The following is an 18,401-nucleotide window of genomic DNA, read 5'->3' as shown; positions in this document are numbered from 1 at the left end:
AATTAAATTGATGAGAAAAGGAGTCTTACAAATGAAAGCACTACGCTGGCACGATCAAAAGGACATTCGACTAGAGGAAATTGACGAACCAACAGTTGCTCCAGGTAAAGTGAAACTGAAAGTAAAATGGTGCGGCATTTGTGGTAGTGATTTACATGAATATTTAGGCGGACCGATCTTCATTCCTGTGAATGAACCTCATCCACTTACAAAAGAAAAAGCACCAATTACATTGGGACACGAGTTCTCTGGGGAAGTTGTTGAAGTAGGAGAAGGCGTGAGCAATTACAAAGTAGGCGATCGAGTGGTTGTTGAACCTATTTTTGCAACTCACGGGCATCAAGGTGCTTATAACTTAGATGAAAACATGGGCTTTTTAGGACTTGCCGGAGGCGGCGGTGGATTCTCTGAATATGTATCAGTTGATGAAGAATTACTTCATTTATTACCAGACGAAATCTCCTATGAGCAAGGCGCGCTTGTTGAGCCTTCTGCAGTTGCTTTATATGCGGTACGTTCTAGTAAAGTACAAGCTGGGGATACAGCGGCTGTGTTTGGCTGCGGACCAATTGGTTTACTTGTCATTGAAGCATTAAAAGCAGCTGGTGCTACTGATATTTATGCAGTTGAACTATCAAAAGAACGCCAAGAGAAAGCAAAAGAGCTTGGAGCGATCATTGTAGATCCTTCTCAATATGAAGATGTTGTTCAAGAAATCGCACGCCGTACAAACGGTGGCGTCGATGTTTCTTTTGAAGTGACAGGTGTACCTGTTGTATTGAAGCAAGCAATCCAATCAACTAGAATTTCAGGCGAAACCGTCATTGTAAGTATTTGGGAAAAAGGCGCAGAAATTATGCCAAATGATATTGTCATCAAAGAACGTACAGTGAAAGGAATTATCGGCTACAGAGACGTATTCCCATCTGTATTAAACTTAATGAGAAAAGGCTATTTCTCTGCAGACACACTCGTCACGAAAAAAATCAAGCTGGACGATGTGATCGAGGATGGCTTCCATGCTTTAATCAATGAAAAAGATCAAGTGAAAATTTTAGTCAGTGCTGAATAAGTAAGATGACAAAGGGAATGGCATAAGCCATTCTCTTTTTTTATGTGATCAGGTCATTTTCATAATGAGAGCTGCGGTTGAATAGTGATAATTGAAAAGATGTTTCATGATAAGGGAGATGACATCATGTTTTATCACATCAAAGAATTGCAATATGAAGCAAAGCCCTCAAAGCCAGATCCGCTTTACGCGAAAAAGCTGCAAGAAGTATTAGGCGGTCAATATGGTGAAATCAGTGTGATGATGCAATATTTATTTCAAGGGTTTAATTGCCGGGCAGACCAAAAATATAGGGATTTATTATTTGATGTTGGGACAGAGGAAATTGGTCATGTCGAAATGCTGGCGACAATGATTGCACGTCTACTTGATAAAGCACCGGTAAAAGAACAGGAACAGGCGTATCAAAGTGATCCAGCACTTGCAGCTGTTATGGGCGGAATGAATCCGCAGCATGCAATTGTTGCCGGTTTAGGGGGGATGGCAGCGGATAGTCAAGGGTATCCGTGGAATGCCAAGTATATCATTGCAAGCGGAAATTTAATGGCGGATTTCAGAGCCAATTTAAATGCAGAATCACAAGGGAGACTTCAGGTCACAAGGCTTTACGAGATGACAGATGACCGCGGCGTCAAAGATATGCTTTCCTTCCTCATTGCTCGTGATACATATCATCAAAATATGTGGCTTGCGGCAATTAAGGAATTAGAAGAGCGGGAAGGGGATGTCGTCGTACCAACCACTTTCCCTCGTTCACTAGAAAAACAGCAGGTTTCCTATGATTTGTTTAACTTCTCAAGAGGGGAAGAAAGCAAGGAAGGCAGATGGGCACATGGCCGCAGCATGGATGGAAAAGGAGAGTTTAGATATATTTCTGCACCTGTCGTATTCGGCTCAGCACCAAAGCTCAAACCTGCACCAAAAGAACTGTTTAACACACCAAAAAAGGGTGAATAAAAAAGTCGATCAGGTTTTTGTGCCTGATCGACTTTTTAACGTCAGAGAGTTCTGCCGTACACGCTGACACGTTTCTCTAATAATGCAAAAGCTAATTCAAAGACAATGCTTAGCAGCCAATAGATCAAAGCAGAGACGAGATAAGTTTCTAAAAACTGATAGCCGTCATTTGCAATGATCCGGGAAATACCCATGATTTCGAGTACCCCAATTGTAAACGAAAGAGATGTCGCTTTTAATAGCTGAACGAGCTGATTGCCTAGGTTCGGTAAGGCCACAACAAATGCCTGCGGCAAAATAATGCGAAGCATCGCCTGCCTTGTGGTCATGCCTACAATTTTTGCCGCTTCCAGCTGCCCTTTGTCTACTGCAAGAAGTGCACTTCGCACCACCTCTGTTAAATGGGCGGCTGAATGCAGGCTGAAGGTAATGAGGGCAACAGCTAATGGGGAGACCATATCCGGATGAAAGGTCAGCCCGAATGTGCCGCTCATGCTAGTTAGAACAAAAGGAAGCCCATAAAAGAAAGCAAACAGTTGAACAATTAGAGGTGTACCTCTAAAAAAGGAGACGTAGAGCGTGACCAGCTGCCTGAGTACAGGGATGCGAAAGAGACGAATGAAAGCAAAAACAGATCCGATCACAAGACTCACAGCCATAGAAACTAGTGCAATTAATAAGGTGAAAGGAACGCCTTTTAGAATATGAGGTACTTGGTCAATCGCAAATGGAATATCAATGGTTTGCATCTAAATCGCCTCCTTAACGTGACAGGCTGGTGCGGCCTTTTACAAATTTCTTTTCAAGCAGCATGGTGACTAGTTCAATGCTCATACAAATGAGCCAGTACACAATCGCAATGATTACATACACTTCAAACATGCCGATTCCATAGTTATTTCCTAAGATGATCTTCACCTGTCCCATAATATCGATGAGCCCGATCGTAAAGGCAATCGCCGTGTCTTTCACAAGATCAATGGTGTAATTTCCGAGGTTTGGCAGGGCAATGAGAAAGGCCTGCGGGATAATGATCCTGATCAAGGCCTGTGTATCTGTCATCCCAACAATGTAGGCGGCTTCCAGCTGATCTTTCCCAACTGATGAATACGCACTGCGAAAGACTTCAGATAAATAAGCGCCCGTATGTAAAGAGAACGTCATCATCACAAATAACACACGATCCCAATGGTTGATTTGAATTCCTGCCACAAGTAAAAGCTGAGGCAGTCCAAAATAAATTAAGAATAACTGAACAATTAATGGCGTACTTCGTGTAAAAGATAAATAGACAACAGCCAATTGCTTCAGCACTGGGATTTGCTTAATACGAATGCATGCAAATAAAAGCCCTATCAAGATGGCAAAAAACAATGACACTACAATAATGAGAAAAGTGAGTGGCAGGCGTTCAAGCACCTGTAAAAAGATCCGCAGCCAATCTCCAGCTGTAAACGTCATGACGCTTCCTTCCTTTCTTCATATTGATAGCCTTGCTCTGAGATGTAGTCAATATCTTGAAAGAAATCAACTCCAAACCACTTTTTGGCAAGCTTAGGCAATGTTCCATCATCAATCATCTCTTGTGTAACCCGGTCCAAATCTGCTGCAAGCTGTTTTTGACTTGGCTGTAAGACAAGATAGATCGGCTCCTTTGACACGATCCCGCCCACTTTGACCTTCAGGTTCAGATGCTTTTGAATGGTATCAAAGGTTGAAATATTCATAAACGCAGCATCAGACCGTCCGCTTTCAACGCGCTTTAAGTTGAGTTCATTTGAAGGGCTTTCAATGGTTGTCAGCGGAATATCTGGATCATGTTCTTCATTATATTGATTTAATATGGAACGCAATCCGCCGCTAGGACTGACAGGAGCCAGCTTTTTAGATGTCATATCGTCAAGCGATTGAATATCCTGGTTTGATTCATTCACAATTAAACCTGTCATCGAATAGCCGTACGGAACCTTAGGATAAAGAAACCGCTTTTCGCGTTCAGGGTTACTGAAAAACCAATTAGCTGCCATTTCAAACTTCCCCGCGCCAACACCAATAAGATTGGATTCTTCCTCGCCAAAGATGTAATCAAAATGGATGTGCGGAAGTCTTTTTTCCACTTCATTTAAATAATCAATGTTATAGCCAATCGGTTCGTTTCGGTCATTTGTCGCTAAAAAGGGTGGATTGACCTCTGCACTCAGTGCGACTTTCACAATTTGTTTCCCATCATCTGTTGTTGTTTTTACACTGCTGCAGCCAATCAGAGAGAGGAGAAACAGAAGGACACCAGATGTCATGAATGCTGTCTTTTGCTTCATATGTCTTCCTCCGATCCTTGCCACATTCCGCGATGAATTCTGGATAAAAATTGTTTCGTACGTTCATGCTGAGGCTTCATCAGAACATCTTCTGGTGAGCCTTTTTCAACAATTTCCCCATCTGCCATAAAGATCACCGTATCCGCTACGTTCTTTGCAAACGAAATTTCATGCGTCACAATGACCATCGTCATCCCTTGGCTTGCAATATCTTTGATCATTTCAAGGATTTCTCCAACCATCTCTGGGTCCAGTGCGGACGTTGGTTCATCAAACAAAAGCACCGCAGGATTCATCGCAAGAGCACGGGCAATTCCAATCCGCTGCTGCTGACCGCCGGATAGTTCACTCGGAAATGCATCTTTTTTATGAAGCAGTCCAATCCGCGTTAAAAATTGCTCTCCAACCTTTTCTGCTTCTTTCTTAGACATGTTTTGAGACACAATCAATCCCTCTGTAATATTTTCAAGTGCCCGTTTATTTTGAAACAAGTGATAATGCTGAAATACCATGGAAGATTGCTGCCTTAGTTTTAAAAGATCTTTTTTATGATATCGTTCAAATTGAATCGTGGCTTCTCCAACAGTCAGCTCTCCTTTGTCTGGAATGTCGAGGCTGTTTAAACTGCGGAGAAGTGTTGTTTTTCCTGATCCGCTCGGTCCAATAATTGCGACCACTTCACCTTCTTGTACGGAAAAATCAATGCCTTTTAACACATGGGTCTGCCCATAAGATTTATGTAGATTAGTAGCTGAGATCATAAAAGCATCACGTTCCTTTGACAGATGTACTTAATATTGATAAAATTTAACACATTAAATCCTATAAGTAAAGTGTGTTTTATTCATTCCAATTGGAAAAATGAGATATCATAGATTGTGAGAAACAGAGGAGTTGGATACATTTTGTCTAAAGCATTATTTGTCGATACCGATTTTCAAAAAACATGGCTCAATCAGCTGGAATCTCTTCGTGAAACGATCGAACAAAACGCAAAAAAACATGATGAAGGCGCCTATTTTCCTAAAAAGAATATCGAATCATTAGTAAACATGGGATATACAACCCTGTCTCTCCCCGCTGAATATGGAGGCGGAGGTCAATCTGTAACAGATATGGTTCTATTTCAAGAAACGCTTGGGAGCATGGACGGAGCGACTGCCTTATCGATCGGCTGGCACCAAGGAGTTGTAGGTGAAATTTATGAAAAGAAACTATGGAATGAGAAACAGCTGCAATTCTTTGCGGAAGAAGTGAAGAAGGGCGCCCTTGTCAACCGCGCTGTGAGTGAGGCCCAGACAGGCAGCCCAACAAGAGGCGGCAAGCCTGGAACAACAGCGATTAAATCAGGTGATCGCTGGGTGATCAATGGACGTAAAATTTTCACAACGATGTCACCAGCTCTCACATACTTTTTAGTTGGCGTATGGATTGAAGAAAAAGAAGCGATGGGATTCTTCTTAATTCACCGTGATACGGAAGGTGTTTCTATAGAAGAAACATGGGATGTTGTCGGCATGAGAGGAACAGAAAGCCATGATTTAATCCTAGACCAAGTGGAAGTCCCAGATGACATGCTTGTTGAAGTGCAAAAAGGACCTCGAGGCGGTACATTAAACCCTTGGATCGCACATATTCCTTCCTGCTATTTAGGGATTGCGCAAGCGGCAAGAGATTATGCTGTTCAGTATGCCATTACCCATTCACCGAACAGTATTAGCGGAACGATTAGTGACCTGCCAAATGTCCAAACACTGATTGGCGAAATTGATTTACTACTAAAGCAAGCACGCCACGTCATCTATTCAACGACAACATTGTATGAGCAGCCTGAGAAAAGAGAGCTGTTAATCAATGAATTCGGTGCAGTGAAGCATACAGTCGTCAATCATAGTCTGCAGGTGGTCGATAAAGCCATGCGTTTAGTCGGTGCAAAAAGCTTGAGTCTTGGCTGTCCGCTGCAGCGTTACTATCGAGATATTCGGGCTGGGCTCCATAACCCGCCAATGGATGATATGACGATTTCAAAAATCGCGAAGCAGGCCATTGAAGAGAAAAAAGAAAGCTAATATGATCAGAAAGCCGGATGAAACCGGCTTTTTTTATTTGGCAGAAAAGAGGACAAGCGTACCTTATGTCTCATCGCTCAGGCATGCTACAATCGATACAAATCATGGGAAAAGGAGCGGTTTTTTTTGAAGAAAAAGCATATGAAATGGTTGGTTTCATCCATTATGCTGATGGCGCTTTGTATCGGTCAGCCGTCATCAAGTGAGGGAACATCACCAGCATGGTCAGTAGATGAATTCTTGAAAGACAGGGAAGGCACATTTGTGATACAAGAAGTAAAAGAAAAATCTCCATGGGTGTATAACAAAAAAAGAGCGAATCAGCGCTTTGCCCCACAATCAACATTTAAAGTGGCAAATGCCCTCATCGGACTCCAAACCGGCGCGGTAAGAGATGAATATGACATCAAATATTGGGACGGAGTAAAAAGAGAAATTGATAACTGGAATAAGGATCATACACTGGGCTCTGGCATGAGAGATTCAGTCGTCTGGTACTATCAAGCCATGGCGCGTGACATCGGGGAAGAGCGCATGAGCCATTGGGTGAAAGCCATTCACTATGGCAATGAAGACATATCTGGCGGAATCGATCAATTTTGGTTAAGCAGTTCGTTGCGCATTTCTCCAATAGAACAAGTCCATTTCCTCAAACAGCTATATGAAGAAAGTCTCCCATTTGACCTATCTGTCATGAGAACGGTCAAACGAATGATGATACAAGAAGAAGAGAAACATGCCACCCTATACGGAAAAACAGGCTCCGGCTCAGGCATCGGCTGGTACGTAGGCTTCATCAAACATGAAAACAAAACCTACATCTTCGCCACAAATATCGAAGGCACCGGACTAGAAGCAAAAGAAATCACCTATCGTATTTTGGAGAAATATCATTTGATTGAAGCATCCGTTTAGGATGCTTTTTATGGTTATCTACACAACTAAGGTTTGAATAAATCAAAAAATTTGACGAATAAGAGTATAGATAATGACCATTGAATAAAGAGTTGTCATATAAATTAGTGAATAGACAAACATAAATGATGCCCACTTCTCTGAATTCATTCGTTTGTAACCTAAAATACTTAAACAAATCCATATAAAACCTAGAAAAAAAGACATAAGCACAAGCCCTATGCTTAAAGAACGGAAAAGAAAACTGCTTAAGGTTATTGCTAAGATATAAAGATTGGTTTGCAAGTATGTTCTTTTCATTCCTTTTACAACAGGTAGCATGGGAATGTTTGCTGCCTTGTATTCATTTTGCTTTCTAATAGCTATTGAGTAAAAATGCGGCATCTGCCAAATAATTGTAATGAAAAATAACCCCAGAATAGCTGGGTGTGAGATGTCTGGTGAAATAGCCGTCCAACCAATGAGAGGCGGCATTGCCCCAGAAATGCTACCAATTTCTGTGTTGTAAACGGTTTTTCTTTTACTCCACATTGTATAAGGGAAAATATAAAAAAGTAAACCAATCAATCCTATAATAGCTGCTAGATAGGTTGTAAATGCTAAAAAAATCAATCCTAAAATAGACATTAAGATACTAAGCCATAGAACTTTTTTAAGATTGACTTCTCCTGTTACAGTAGGTCTGTTTTTTGTTCTATTCATCACGGAATCTATGTCCCTATCATACAAATTGTTTAAAGCTCCAGCAGCACCAATTAATAAAATTGAACCTGCAAATGCAAATAGTATCTCAATAGATTTATGAAGGATGTCAATTTGATAAGTGTATAATGCCAAGGTTAAGCCAGCACACATTGGGATTAAATTTGATGTAATAATCCCTGATTTAACTGTTTGAGCGATTATGTCCCTTTTCGTTTTGTGAATTTTTTTCCCCATCTTTCGCATTGTTTTGCTCCTTTTCCATAGCGATTAATTGTTTATGCTGTACATCAAGATATATACCATATAGAATTTATATACTAATTGGTATATTAATTCTATATGGTATGATTGTCAAGATAAGGAGGTAAAGGAATGATTAGACAAAGAAAAACGCAAAATGAAAGGAAAGATGAAACACGGAAATTACTCATAAATTCTGCAGTTGAGAATTTCGCCAAGTATGGTTTTCATGGGGTCTCCATTGATAAATTGGCAGAATATGCAGGATTTAGCAAAGGGGCCTTTTATGCGCATTTCCATTCAAAGGAAGAGATATTTCTGGCTCTATTGGAACAACAAATGCAATTACATGTTAAAAAAATCAATGCTTTATTAGCAGAACAGCCTTCTCTTTTACACTTTCCAGAAAAAATGAATCAAATGTCTATTCAAAATTGTGAAGAAAATCGGACGTGGAGCCTGCTTAATATGGAATTTCTTTTGTATTCAATGAGAAATGAGGAAGTAAGGTGTCAGTGGTCAAATATGATCCTACAATCGGTAAAACAAATCTCTCAATCCATTGAGAATTTAATAGAAAAAGAGAACCTTACATCTACTCTTTCACCTGAAGAAATGGCATGGACAATTCTCTCATTGGAAAATGGTATTGCAATATTTCACTATATTAGTCATGACCATATACCAATTGATTTATTAGAAAAATCTCTAAAAAAAATAATTTCCTTTAAATAAAAATGAAGGTTCTTCAGATTTTAATATGGAGGAGAAATCTGATTGGACTGAAATTTACGTTTCAGTAGACGATGATCGATTTTAGGATATATTGGTTCTTTTGAGTGGGATTGATTTGAAGGATTCACCTAATTTCTAGGTACACTGAATTTTAGAAGAAGTAAAGGCTCCTGTACAATTCACTACGGAATTACTGAAATTGAAGTTGAATCATCTGGTCAATCTGTTATGAAGAAGAGTCAAAGTTTAATGGAAGAGTTCAACTCAAGAAAAAAGAGAAGCTGTAAAAGAAAAGGTTATCTAAGATGAAGGTCAGCAGATAAAGTTAGATATTATTGAATACGATTTTTTATATCCAGAAGATGATTTGTTTTTAAAATCCGTATCTCGATATATGGATTTGTGTATAAGGGAAAACTGATTTTTAGCCATTCTGTAATAAGATAGTATTTGAATCAACAATACATTTGGATGTAAACAAACGATATTCATACTTAAACAAGAAAACTACTGATTGCGAAGAGGATTGGGTATTAAGAATGGTATAAAGGAGAAATCAACTGTAATAAATGATAAGTTCGGCCGTAAGAAATATCGAGTCGATCACTCTGATCATGGAATGCCAAAAGACCATTCAAAACCACATCTTTATGAATTATAAAAGTTACTATGGGCATAGAGGTAAGGAAAAAACATATCATTTTTGGAGGTGAATGAAATGGATTGGTATTTAGATAGTAAAATTCAAAAATATATAAGAGATTTTAATGTAATCCATTTAATGCAATTAAACGAATTTCGTTATTACAAAGATTATAATGAAGCCTATGAAAGAATAAAGTCAATCGAATTAAACATACCGTATAAAAACTCAAAAGAAAATTTTGAAATACATCTTAAGTTTATAAATGTTATATCTATTGAAATAAAAGATTTAGACTTTCATGAAGAGTCGATATTAAGTTTTAACATATCAAAACTTAACAAAGGTTGGGAAAGATTAAACTATTTAGTTGAAGATTTCGAAGAAGAGACCTTTAAATTCTATTGTGAAGATTATAAAGTTCTTAGTGTCTTAAAAGTGTGAAGTATTAGTACTGTGCAACTAACCTCGAGGACTGGAAAGCCTGGAGCTGGGAATAAACCAAGATCAACAGTTTATGAGAAAACCTATAAAAAACATGTTGATGTCAATGGGAAAGGAAAAAACAAAGAGAGTTAGAGTGGTAGTCCAAAAAGATGGTACTCTAAGAACAAGATTTTCATATTAGGAGTTGAGATGATTGATAAGTGAAATAACTACAGAGAAAGTAATTGATTGTCCAAAAGAAGATCTAATTTATTTTAATGTTGGAAGAGATGAGAAAATATATATGGTATTTCTTATTGATGATCAACTAATACTTCAAGTAGTCAAGGATCATAGTATTATAATGAATAAATCATTAAATGAACTTGATTCTGATAGCTATATTTATTTAATACAAGAAATAAACGATACCATTGTCATTGTGTTTGAACAAGATGATATATGTAAAATAAATTTTTTAGATTTAAAACAAAATAATATGGTAGAAATATGTTCTTTTTTACTAAGTGTTAATACATTTCATCTGGATGAAAACGGATTATTATGGATTGGTATCTCAGAAGAGGGGATATTTGATGAATTAAACCCTAAGGGTAAAGGAATTTACTGTATGAACTTAATTATAGGAGAAGTGTTATTTGAGGAAGAGTTTAAAGGGATAATGTATGAATGCTCTTCAATACAAACTCTAGGTTCAGAACTATACACTAGCTATGAAGAAGAGCAAACAATTGTTATTTCAACTTTTTCTTATGATTTAAACCCTGATAATCAGTCATGTCAAAAAAAGAAAATGTACCACCTAGATAGAAAAGAATACAGGTACTGTGACCAACTATATGTTTCTGAGAGTCAAATCTTGTTATTTAATAATATGGAACATAAACAGTATGCTTTTAAAATAGTTGACGATAAAACGTTTATAATGAAATTATTTTTAGATGGAATTGATCCCTCACAGTGTGATCCTACTTACAAAGTAGTTGAAGGATATCTTTATATCTTTGTAGAAAATAAGCTGTATAAAAGTAAACTAATGTAGTAGTAATAATGTCATGAATTACTTTTAGTATTAGTTTAAATAACCCTCTCTAAGAATAGGAAGGGTTTTATACTGGAGGAAAAGTTGAAGAAAGTTAAATTAAACACGATGACCAAAGAATCTATCGCAGATATTGAAAAAGAAATAACAAATATCGCACTGAATCTAGTAAAAGAAAAACAAGCAAAATTTAAAGATTTAGATTTAACGATCAATGCTGAATTTGGACGATTCGTATATGGAAAAAAATCTAGAGGGAGAGAAATTCAAGTCTCAGATTGTTTTACAGCAGGATATCATTCATCCATATATTTTTCAGTAGATTATCTAAATGGCGAAGAGTTTCATGATGGTGAAGAAGGTGATCAAGGTTACTGTATAGACCATCTCGATATTTGGATTTGTGTATCGAATAATCTCGTGAGCAAAAAAGGATATTTAATAGATTTTGAAAATGAATCAGATTTGCGGGGAATGATTATACCATTAATTGATGAATTGTATAAAGAAGCAACAGAAATTCTTCAAACCCTAAGCAGTTAGGATTTTTTTAACCGGTCTAAAAGGGAGAGAAATGGTGCTAAGATAGGAACAAGATAAGGTAGAGCATTTGCAGTAAAGAAAGCAAGTAAAGGAAAAAGAATGAGCAAACCATTCAAAGCCATGATGAATAAAATCTTATTAGGAGGCTTATAAAGAGTGCATTTGAAAAATATACAATTAATGTCAGATGATGATCATGGAATTTTAGCTAGCCAATCCCTTTGTATGACTGAAATGTTTTTATACGAATTAGAAAAGAGATTACAAACGAAAGATTGTGAGGCCATTGTTTTGATTTGTGGCTCTTTTAAAGACTACAAATTAATTAGTACCTCAAAAGAAGAACCTAACATGTTATTTTTAAAAAATACGTATGAGCTAGAAGTACCTTTTTGTTACAGTGAATTTGGAAATGCAACAAATAAGAAAAAGATCTTAGCAGATACTTTGGAAAAAGCGATGCTCTATCTGTGTGAACTGAAAAATTGGGACAGTCAGTTAGTCAAAGCGACATTTAAGAAAATGAAAGAGAAGGAATATAAAGCGGAGATTAAAGGGAAAACAAAACTAAGTCCCGATAAAAAAAAGAAAGCTTACCCACTTATCAAATTAGATTTAAAGCAGTTTACTCTTTATCTTGTAGTTGAAGACAATAAAAGAAATATTTTAGATAAAAAATTAATTGCTGAAACCGATACTTATTTAGAAGAAGTTTCATACCACATGCGAGAGCTCAAATGGCTAACGGATCATGAAGCGGCACTATTCAAACGTACACATAAAACTGTTTATACAAGTATACGATTATCGTGATAAAGCCAAATGAGAATAACATAACACTTGTGAAAATCTAGAACGCAAAAAGGGGGATGTTTTTCTATGGGTTTTTGGGAAGAAGAACATAAGAAAAAGAACATCATCATCGGTGATGACGGATTAGATATTTTTGAAGAAGCGATTGAACAATTTTATGAAATGACTGAGGAACATTTGGAAAGAAAGCCAACGATTGATGAGATGCTTTTGACAATCATGACGGTCTTAAATAACGGAGGCAGTCACTATTTTGATGATTTAAATGAGAAAGAAGTAACGGACATTAAAATAGCAACTAAAAAAGCAAAAACTTTAAGTAAAGTAGAACCGGGAGCTATTATTGAACTCCCGTTAGAAGAAGTTGGAAAATTGAGCTATGCTTTGATCATTTCGGGTGAGGGGAAAAATCAATATGATGATATTTTAATCCAATACTATGATTTATTTGTTGATGACAGAATAGAAAAAAGTGAGTTAAAACAATTGATAAAAAAAGAGAAGGGGCTATTTGTTGCAAATACAGGCCTGACAGGCTTTTTAAATGGTTTATGGAAAGTCATCACAAAAATAAATCAAGATTTTATAAAAGAAGATGATCTTCAAAATCTGAAATTCGTGACATATAGAGATGAAAATTATTACGTAAGCGAGGGAAAAGAAGGTTCCATTGCACCTGTTATGGACTTAGAGGTTGCTGACCCAAAAACGGCTAAAATGATATTTAACCCGATTGGTATACTTGGTGAATACACTATTATAAGCATTCTTTCTTTATATTTTAAAGGTATGTCAATGGAGGATATTATCAAATATGAAATATAGGCAGCTTACAGCGTGAAGTGAATTTTGGAAAAATTACATATAAAGGATGTAATTAATGGACGAACCCAAAATGCTAGACTGTTTAAATAAAATACGAAAAGTCTTAGAGGGGACGATGACCAGAGAACAAATTTCTGATTGGGTTGAAGTTTACGTTTCTGCAGACGATCCAGAAATAGACGATGATCAAGTTTGGGATATGTTGGTTCTTTTGAGTGGAATTAATTTGAAAGATTCACCTAATTCTTACTTACATTCTGTAGATGATTTGAATGACTGGTTAGAAAAATACAAATAGTTCCTATAGATCATCTTGTTATATTCTTATGGCTTTGCCTTAATTTAAATAAAAGGAGTAAATTTTATGCCTGAAACAGTTATCGCAATTCCAGGATTTTGGTCACATCATTTAAAAGAACTCGAAGAATTGAATGATTATATATATGTTAATCATCGAATCATACATAAACGAACTGGAACTGATTACGAACTTGAAGTAGTGGATCATATTGATCAATTAAGCGAGACTTTCCTTCCAAATGAACAATTCAATTCAGAAGAACTTAAACAAATAGATACGCATCAAACATGCTTGTATATCATTGGGATGACTGAATCCTTAGAAGAAATAAACGCGCTTGTGCAAGTTACTACGGATTTACTAAAGATTGATGGCATGGCGATAAAAGTTGAATCATCAGGTCGTTCTTTTATGAAGAAGACATGGCAAAGTTTAATAGAAGAGTTCAATCCTTATCAATATATGACTTCTATTGTTCAAGAAAGTGATGTTATATATGTGACAAGTGGTTTTCAACAATTTGGAGAGCCGGAAATGATGTTTGAAGGGTTTCATGCTGATGAAATAGAGCGGTACTTTTTAAACTGGATAAACAAATCTATTCAAGAAAAAAGAGAAGCTTTAAAAGAAAAGGTTATCTATGATGAAGGTCAGCAGATAAAGTTAGATCTTATTGAATACGATTTTTATCCCGAAGATGATTTGTTTTACAATCCATATGGAGTCGTCGTCTTCAATAAGTAATGTCTAAAATCAAGCCGTTACAGTAGATCAATAGATAAGGAGTGACGCGATGTCCATGCATCCGAAAGAATTAGAAACCACCGTCCAATTACCTGCGAAAAAGCGTTATGACTACTTCATTAAAAAGATTGTTGATTTTGAAGAAGTATGGTCATTAAGAAACGAGAAGGGATGGGTGATGTCAGAGGATGAATATGGTGTACCACAGCTTCATTTTTGGCCGACAGAGGATCATGCAGCTTATTGTGCGATCGACCAATGGGAAAAATCAGTGCCAGGAATGATTGATTTAGATGATTTGATAGAAGAGTGGCTACCCGGAATGATAGCAGATGGAATCAATCCGTCGATTTTCTATAATCGAAATGATTCGGTTTCAATTGAAATTCATACATTAAAAAAAGATATAGAGGAAGAATTAAAAAACTACTAGTTCAACAAGAGTGGAGGTAGTTATTTGAAACGGCTTGAAGACTTATTTATTCGTTCAGAAAAAGAATTCGAATTGTATCAGAATTTAGTAGATCATGTGTTTGACACAAATAAAGAGCTGCCACAACAAGTCTTCCGTAAGACATTTGATTGTTTTTTGTTTCAAGAGTTTGATTGGGCATTGAGTGATGATATTTTACCAACCATAAAAGAGTTATCAACTGTTACACAAGATAGAGAATTTTTGACTGCAGTCCTTCAACCAGATCCAACCAAATATTATTTGAAGGAATTTGGTTATTATAATTGGCTGAAAGCGAATGTAAACATTTCAAGTGAGGATTATGTAAATGCACTATGGACGCATCCAAAAGAGTCTATAGCAGATGATATCATAACGAATTCGTACATAGTGGTCTGGTTATCGCATTCTTTGCAGTGGGCGATTTGGGCAGATAGAGATATGGAAATTTGTATCATAGGAATGGTATCAACAAAAGATTCTGTGAAAAATAGGTTATTAAAAGAAGGGTGGAAACCAATGGATCACCCTGTTTTAGCAAATTGGTTTGAAGGATTATTGAAGGATCAAAAAACATTCAATGACTATTACACTCAAATGCTTTCTCATTATGCGTCATGTTACAAGCGTTGAAATGGAGTATCAATGACTGATGATAGACTTACCCGAAGATATGAAAGGAGCGTAAAGTGAAACATTTGTTTATATCCGATCCAAAAGAATTTGAACATGTTTTATCGTTTGTTCATTCGCTCGTTCACAGGAGAAAAACATTCCCTTATCAAGTGTTGCAAACGAACCCCCCTCATTATTTATTCGAAGAATTCCATTGGTTGTTATCAGATGATAGCTGGGAAATGTTAAAAGGTTTAGCTTTGAATCATCATGATGACTATATACTCATGGCTGTATTAGATGAGCAGAAGAGTATGGATGATTATTATCATGATTTTGGTTATTATCCTTGGGTGAAAATCCCGTTAAACCTCACACCAAGTGATTACCTCGATCTCTTAACGGATTATCCGATAGAGAGTGTAAATGATAGCATAATGGATATTGCTTCACGTGTGATATGGTTTTCCCCTTCTGCGAAATGGATCATTTATGGCGAAAGAAGTTATGAGATAGGAGTACTAGCAGTTCATCAATTAGAACAAATGAATAAACAATTGTTAAAAACGTGGAGAACTTTAGATGAGATTGTATTAGGTTGGATTTCAGTTGTATTTCCGAATCAAAAACTTCCTGATGATTTTAGAAAAGAACTGATTCGGAATTATACAAACGTAGAATGAAATAACTTCATAAGGAGGAAGACATGAATCAAATAGACAATGTGTTATCTATACTAGATGAGTCTTTCCTAAATAAAGAGTTTCCTCTATTAGATAATGGGAACTTTGATTTTGCCAAAGGGAAGCTTGCTCTATTTATTAGAGAGGAAAATTGGCTGATCACGATTCAATTATTCGGTTTATCGAAGGTAGGACCGGCTATTGATTTTTTTGCTATTGGTCATGAGTTGAAGAATGGATCAATCAATTTTTTATTGGATGAGCTTTTTGATTTCGTGGATCATCATCATGAAATAATAGATGAAGGTGAGATAGAACCTGGGTTCACAAAGCATCCTTTACGAATTAAATTAAATGGAGACTATTTTAATATTCAAATACCAGAGTCATGCCAAGCTAATGTAACAGAAGAAAATGAATGGATTACTTTGTTAAGAGAAATAGCTAAACACCGAGATTTACTGGATAGATTATGGATGACAGATCAAGAACAATTTGACATCGTTCAGCATGTATATGATAAACCGCTTTATACAACTGAATCATGGTTTCATCCAGAAACGGATGGTCAACTACCTAGTCAATCTTCTTTTTTTCAATCGATTGCTAAGAGTTTGATCTATCAAGATCCAACATTCATTGTCAATGTAAACACGAACACTGACTGGAAATTATGGTCTGATTTTGATACTGTAGAATATTTTTAGTTTCGTCTGATGTTTTAAATTGATGAGGTGGAGCAAGTAATGAGAATCGTATTAGCAAAAGAAAAAGATTTATTCGAAGTAAATGAATTAATAAAGAAAATCAATTTAAACGTAGAAGAGTATAACTGGGTCATAAGCGATGTGACACTCACAATGCTTCATGATTGGAATAATCAATTTCATTCAGAAGTCATGCCGGATTATACGGATTTTTTATTTCTGAAGGGTGAACATTTTAAAAAATTCTTACATGACTATTCTTATTCTTTTATTTTCGCTGTTTTGACCGCATTGCCTCGTCATGTAGATCATTTGAATATCAGTTCAATACCTCAAATTGAAGATAATGAACGATATTGGAATGTGAATTATACACCCGTTATCCCTCAAGCCGTGTTTGAAATCGGTTTTTTTGATTCGACAGATGTTATTTTTACGGGAGATCAAAATATCTTAAGCGAATTTCGAAAAAAAGCGGACTTTATTTCATTTGAAGAATATTTACAAACTCTGTGACATGATAAGAATAGAGTTCATCCTGAAAAAATAGGAGAGTGAATGAGATGTTTAATAGTGTACAAAAATGGATCGATTATCTAGATGGTGGTTGTAATGTACTTGGAGTCACATTTGATTTGTTTCATAAAGAATTAATACTGAGCGTAAAAGTATCAGAATTAAATAAAGTTACTCAACATGAATTGCGATTTATGAATGTGGCGAGTTTTTATTATAATGGGGGTGAAGGTAATGATAGATTTGAAGAATTGATACAAGAAGAGATGAATTGGCAAATTTTCGAATGCAGCTACCATCCTCAAGGGATAGGGAACCTTAAAAATGTACTTCTTGAAGAATTTGATTCAAATGCAAATTTTCTATTTAACATCAATGGGATGTTACTCGCAATAGAATCGAAAAACGTATGTTTTGATTCACAAGAATTTATTTGCAGTGTATAGGAAGATCTCATTAGCTCCTAAATAAGAATTAAAAACAATGAGAGAATGGGGAAATCCATGAAAATCAGCCGTGATAAACAAGATTTATTCGATGATGTAAAACAACGTTATCAATACTTATTAGATTCTGCTTATCCAGATGAAATCATCTTTTTTGAAGAAGAAACTGGTATGTACTCAGATGATTTTTATATGTTTTTTTCACTTGTTGCAGGCAGCTTAAGTTATGTGGTCGATCATAAACGAATACCGAAAAAACAGTTAAACGTGCTGCGTCAGTCATTTGAAGAGCAATATCCCCAAATCAAATCGTATCAACAGATCCTTGAGTCATATCCTTTATTGCATTCCTATGTTCAATACCATGAAGAAACAAGAAAACAAATCATTGCACTTATACAATAACCTCTTGGAGGACAAACGATGACATGGTTTTTAGATGAAAAAGTCCAGAAACAAATCCCTGATTTCAATATCAACCATCTAAAGCAAATCAATGAATTTCACTACTTTAAAGAGTATAATGAACATTACGACTTGATCAACTGTATTCATCTACACATCCCATACGAATCTGCAACCCATAAAGCAGACATTTTTGGTTAAGCAAA

Annotated in this window: 25 protein-coding genes; 20 read left to right on the top strand and 5 right to left on the bottom strand. The window is 36.2% G+C overall.

What is annotated here, in order from left to right; all coding sequences use genetic code 11:
* Positions 1 to 31 precede the first annotated feature (31 nt).
* Both QR42_RS11925 and QR42_RS11920 read left to right on the top strand, forming a co-directional pair.
* Positions 32 to 1,072, top strand: coding sequence for a 2,3-butanediol dehydrogenase (locus QR42_RS11925; RefSeq protein ID WP_017358082.1), 1,041 nt, complete (start codon positions 32 to 34; stop codon positions 1,070 to 1,072).
* A gap of 126 nt (positions 1,073 to 1,198) precedes the next feature.
* A complete protein-coding gene (locus tag QR42_RS11920; protein ID WP_039180211.1) occupies positions 1,199 to 2,029 on the top strand; it encodes a manganese catalase in 831 nt (276 codons plus the stop codon).
* Between the two features lie 41 nt (positions 2,030 to 2,070).
* Here QR42_RS11920 and QR42_RS11915 read toward each other — a convergent pair whose 3' ends face one another.
* From QR42_RS11915 to QR42_RS11900, 4 genes are read right to left on the bottom strand one after another with little or no spacing between them, the layout of a single operon-like run.
* Entirely contained in the window at positions 2,071 to 2,778 is a 708-nt protein-coding gene (locus QR42_RS11915) for an amino acid ABC transporter permease (RefSeq protein ID WP_039180208.1), read from the bottom strand.
* Positions 2,779 to 2,791: 13 nt separating this feature from the next.
* Positions 2,792 to 3,490, bottom strand: coding sequence for an amino acid ABC transporter permease (locus QR42_RS11910; protein WP_039180205.1), 699 nt, complete (start codon positions 3,488 to 3,490; stop codon positions 2,792 to 2,794).
* Positions 3,487 to 4,347, bottom strand: coding sequence for an amino acid ABC transporter substrate-binding protein (locus QR42_RS11905; protein ID WP_039180202.1), 861 nt, complete (start codon positions 4,345 to 4,347; stop codon positions 3,487 to 3,489). Before QR42_RS11905 ends, QR42_RS11910 begins: the two co-directional genes overlap by 4 nt.
* Entirely contained in the window at positions 4,344 to 5,108 is a 765-nt protein-coding gene (locus QR42_RS11900; protein ID WP_039180199.1) for an amino acid ABC transporter ATP-binding protein, read from the bottom strand. Before QR42_RS11900 ends, QR42_RS11905 begins: the two co-directional genes overlap by 4 nt.
* Before the next feature lie 144 nt (positions 5,109 to 5,252).
* Here QR42_RS11900 and QR42_RS11895 point away from each other — a divergent pair, with 144 nt between their 5' ends.
* Entirely contained in the window at positions 5,253 to 6,416 is a 1,164-nt protein-coding gene (locus QR42_RS11895) for an acyl-CoA dehydrogenase family protein (protein WP_039180198.1), read from the top strand.
* A gap of 126 nt (positions 6,417 to 6,542) precedes the next feature.
* Positions 6,543 to 7,331, top strand: a complete 789-nt coding sequence (gene blaBPU / locus QR42_RS11890; protein WP_039180195.1) for a BPU family class D beta-lactamase — start codon at positions 6,543 to 6,545, stop codon at positions 7,329 to 7,331.
* A 42-nt stretch (positions 7,332 to 7,373) separates the two neighbouring features.
* Here the strand turns inward: blaBPU and cyoE are convergent, their stop codons facing one another.
* Positions 7,374 to 8,279: a heme o synthase gene (gene cyoE / locus QR42_RS11885; RefSeq protein WP_144246070.1), complete on the bottom strand. Its 906-nt coding sequence runs from the start codon at positions 8,277 to 8,279 to the stop codon at positions 7,374 to 7,376.
* 129 nt (positions 8,280 to 8,408) lie between these two features.
* Here cyoE and QR42_RS11880 point away from each other — a divergent pair, with 129 nt between their 5' ends.
* The 16 genes from QR42_RS11880 (at position 8,409) to QR42_RS11805 (ending at position 18,396) form a co-directional block, all read left to right on the top strand.
* Positions 8,409 to 9,011 (top strand): TetR/AcrR family transcriptional regulator, encoded by a 603-nt coding sequence (locus QR42_RS11880; RefSeq protein WP_039180192.1) that lies wholly within the window; start codon positions 8,409 to 8,411, stop codon positions 9,009 to 9,011.
* Between the two features lie 718 nt (positions 9,012 to 9,729).
* A complete protein-coding gene (locus QR42_RS11875) occupies positions 9,730 to 10,098 on the top strand; it encodes a hypothetical protein (protein WP_039180189.1) in 369 nt (122 codons plus the stop codon).
* A gap of 196 nt (positions 10,099 to 10,294) precedes the next feature.
* Positions 10,295 to 11,143, top strand: a complete 849-nt coding sequence (locus tag QR42_RS11870) for a hypothetical protein (RefSeq protein WP_039180187.1) — start codon at positions 10,295 to 10,297, stop codon at positions 11,141 to 11,143.
* Between the two features lie 84 nt (positions 11,144 to 11,227).
* A complete protein-coding gene (locus tag QR42_RS11865; RefSeq protein WP_039180184.1) occupies positions 11,228 to 11,686 on the top strand; it encodes a hypothetical protein in 459 nt (152 codons plus the stop codon).
* A 156-nt stretch (positions 11,687 to 11,842) separates the two neighbouring features.
* Positions 11,843 to 12,499: a hypothetical protein gene (locus tag QR42_RS11860; RefSeq protein WP_039180183.1), complete on the top strand. Its 657-nt coding sequence runs from the start codon at positions 11,843 to 11,845 to the stop codon at positions 12,497 to 12,499.
* Positions 12,500 to 12,565: 66 nt separating this feature from the next.
* The gene (locus QR42_RS11855; protein WP_039180180.1) at positions 12,566 to 13,324 is read left to right on the top strand and encodes a hypothetical protein; all 759 of its coding nucleotides are present in this window, start codon (positions 12,566 to 12,568) and stop codon (positions 13,322 to 13,324) included.
* Between the two features lie 55 nt (positions 13,325 to 13,379).
* Positions 13,380 to 13,622, top strand: a complete 243-nt coding sequence (locus QR42_RS11850) for a hypothetical protein (RefSeq protein ID WP_039180177.1) — start codon at positions 13,380 to 13,382, stop codon at positions 13,620 to 13,622.
* Positions 13,623 to 13,688: 66 nt separating this feature from the next.
* Complete coding sequence (locus QR42_RS11845; RefSeq protein ID WP_039180174.1) at positions 13,689 to 14,369, top strand: hypothetical protein; 681 nt, start codon at positions 13,689 to 13,691, stop codon at positions 14,367 to 14,369.
* A gap of 49 nt (positions 14,370 to 14,418) precedes the next feature.
* Entirely contained in the window at positions 14,419 to 14,802 is a 384-nt protein-coding gene (locus QR42_RS11840; protein WP_084096414.1) for a DUF2750 domain-containing protein, read from the top strand.
* A gap of 24 nt (positions 14,803 to 14,826) precedes the next feature.
* Positions 14,827 to 15,456: a hypothetical protein gene (locus QR42_RS11835; RefSeq protein WP_039180171.1), complete on the top strand. Its 630-nt coding sequence runs from the start codon at positions 14,827 to 14,829 to the stop codon at positions 15,454 to 15,456.
* A gap of 56 nt (positions 15,457 to 15,512) precedes the next feature.
* Positions 15,513 to 16,121 carry a hypothetical protein gene (locus tag QR42_RS11830; RefSeq protein WP_039180169.1) on the top strand — a complete coding sequence of 203 codons (609 nt, stop codon included), beginning with the start codon at positions 15,513 to 15,515 and terminating at the stop codon, positions 16,119 to 16,121.
* 23 nt (positions 16,122 to 16,144) lie between these two features.
* The gene (locus QR42_RS11825; protein WP_039180166.1) at positions 16,145 to 16,828 is read left to right on the top strand and encodes a DUF7003 family protein; all 684 of its coding nucleotides are present in this window, start codon (positions 16,145 to 16,147) and stop codon (positions 16,826 to 16,828) included.
* Between the two features lie 39 nt (positions 16,829 to 16,867).
* Entirely contained in the window at positions 16,868 to 17,344 is a 477-nt protein-coding gene (locus QR42_RS11820) for a hypothetical protein (protein ID WP_039180163.1), read from the top strand.
* Positions 17,345 to 17,391: 47 nt separating this feature from the next.
* The gene (locus QR42_RS11815) at positions 17,392 to 17,790 is read left to right on the top strand and encodes a YxiG family protein (RefSeq protein ID WP_039180160.1); all 399 of its coding nucleotides are present in this window, start codon (positions 17,392 to 17,394) and stop codon (positions 17,788 to 17,790) included.
* A 57-nt stretch (positions 17,791 to 17,847) separates the two neighbouring features.
* Entirely contained in the window at positions 17,848 to 18,195 is a 348-nt protein-coding gene (locus tag QR42_RS11810) for a YxiJ family protein (protein ID WP_039180157.1), read from the top strand.
* An 18-nt stretch (positions 18,196 to 18,213) separates the two neighbouring features.
* Positions 18,214 to 18,396 (top strand): hypothetical protein, encoded by a 183-nt coding sequence (locus tag QR42_RS11805; RefSeq protein ID WP_039180154.1) that lies wholly within the window; start codon positions 18,214 to 18,216, stop codon positions 18,394 to 18,396.
* Positions 18,397 to 18,401 lie beyond the last annotated feature (5 nt).

The organism is Bacillus sp. WP8 (assembly GCF_000800825.1).
Taxonomy (GTDB): Bacteria; Bacillota; Bacilli; order Bacillales; family Bacillaceae; genus Bacillus; species Bacillus safensis.
The sequence above is the reverse complement of the archived record's forward strand: the minus strand, read 5'-3'. Positions and strand labels throughout refer to the sequence as shown.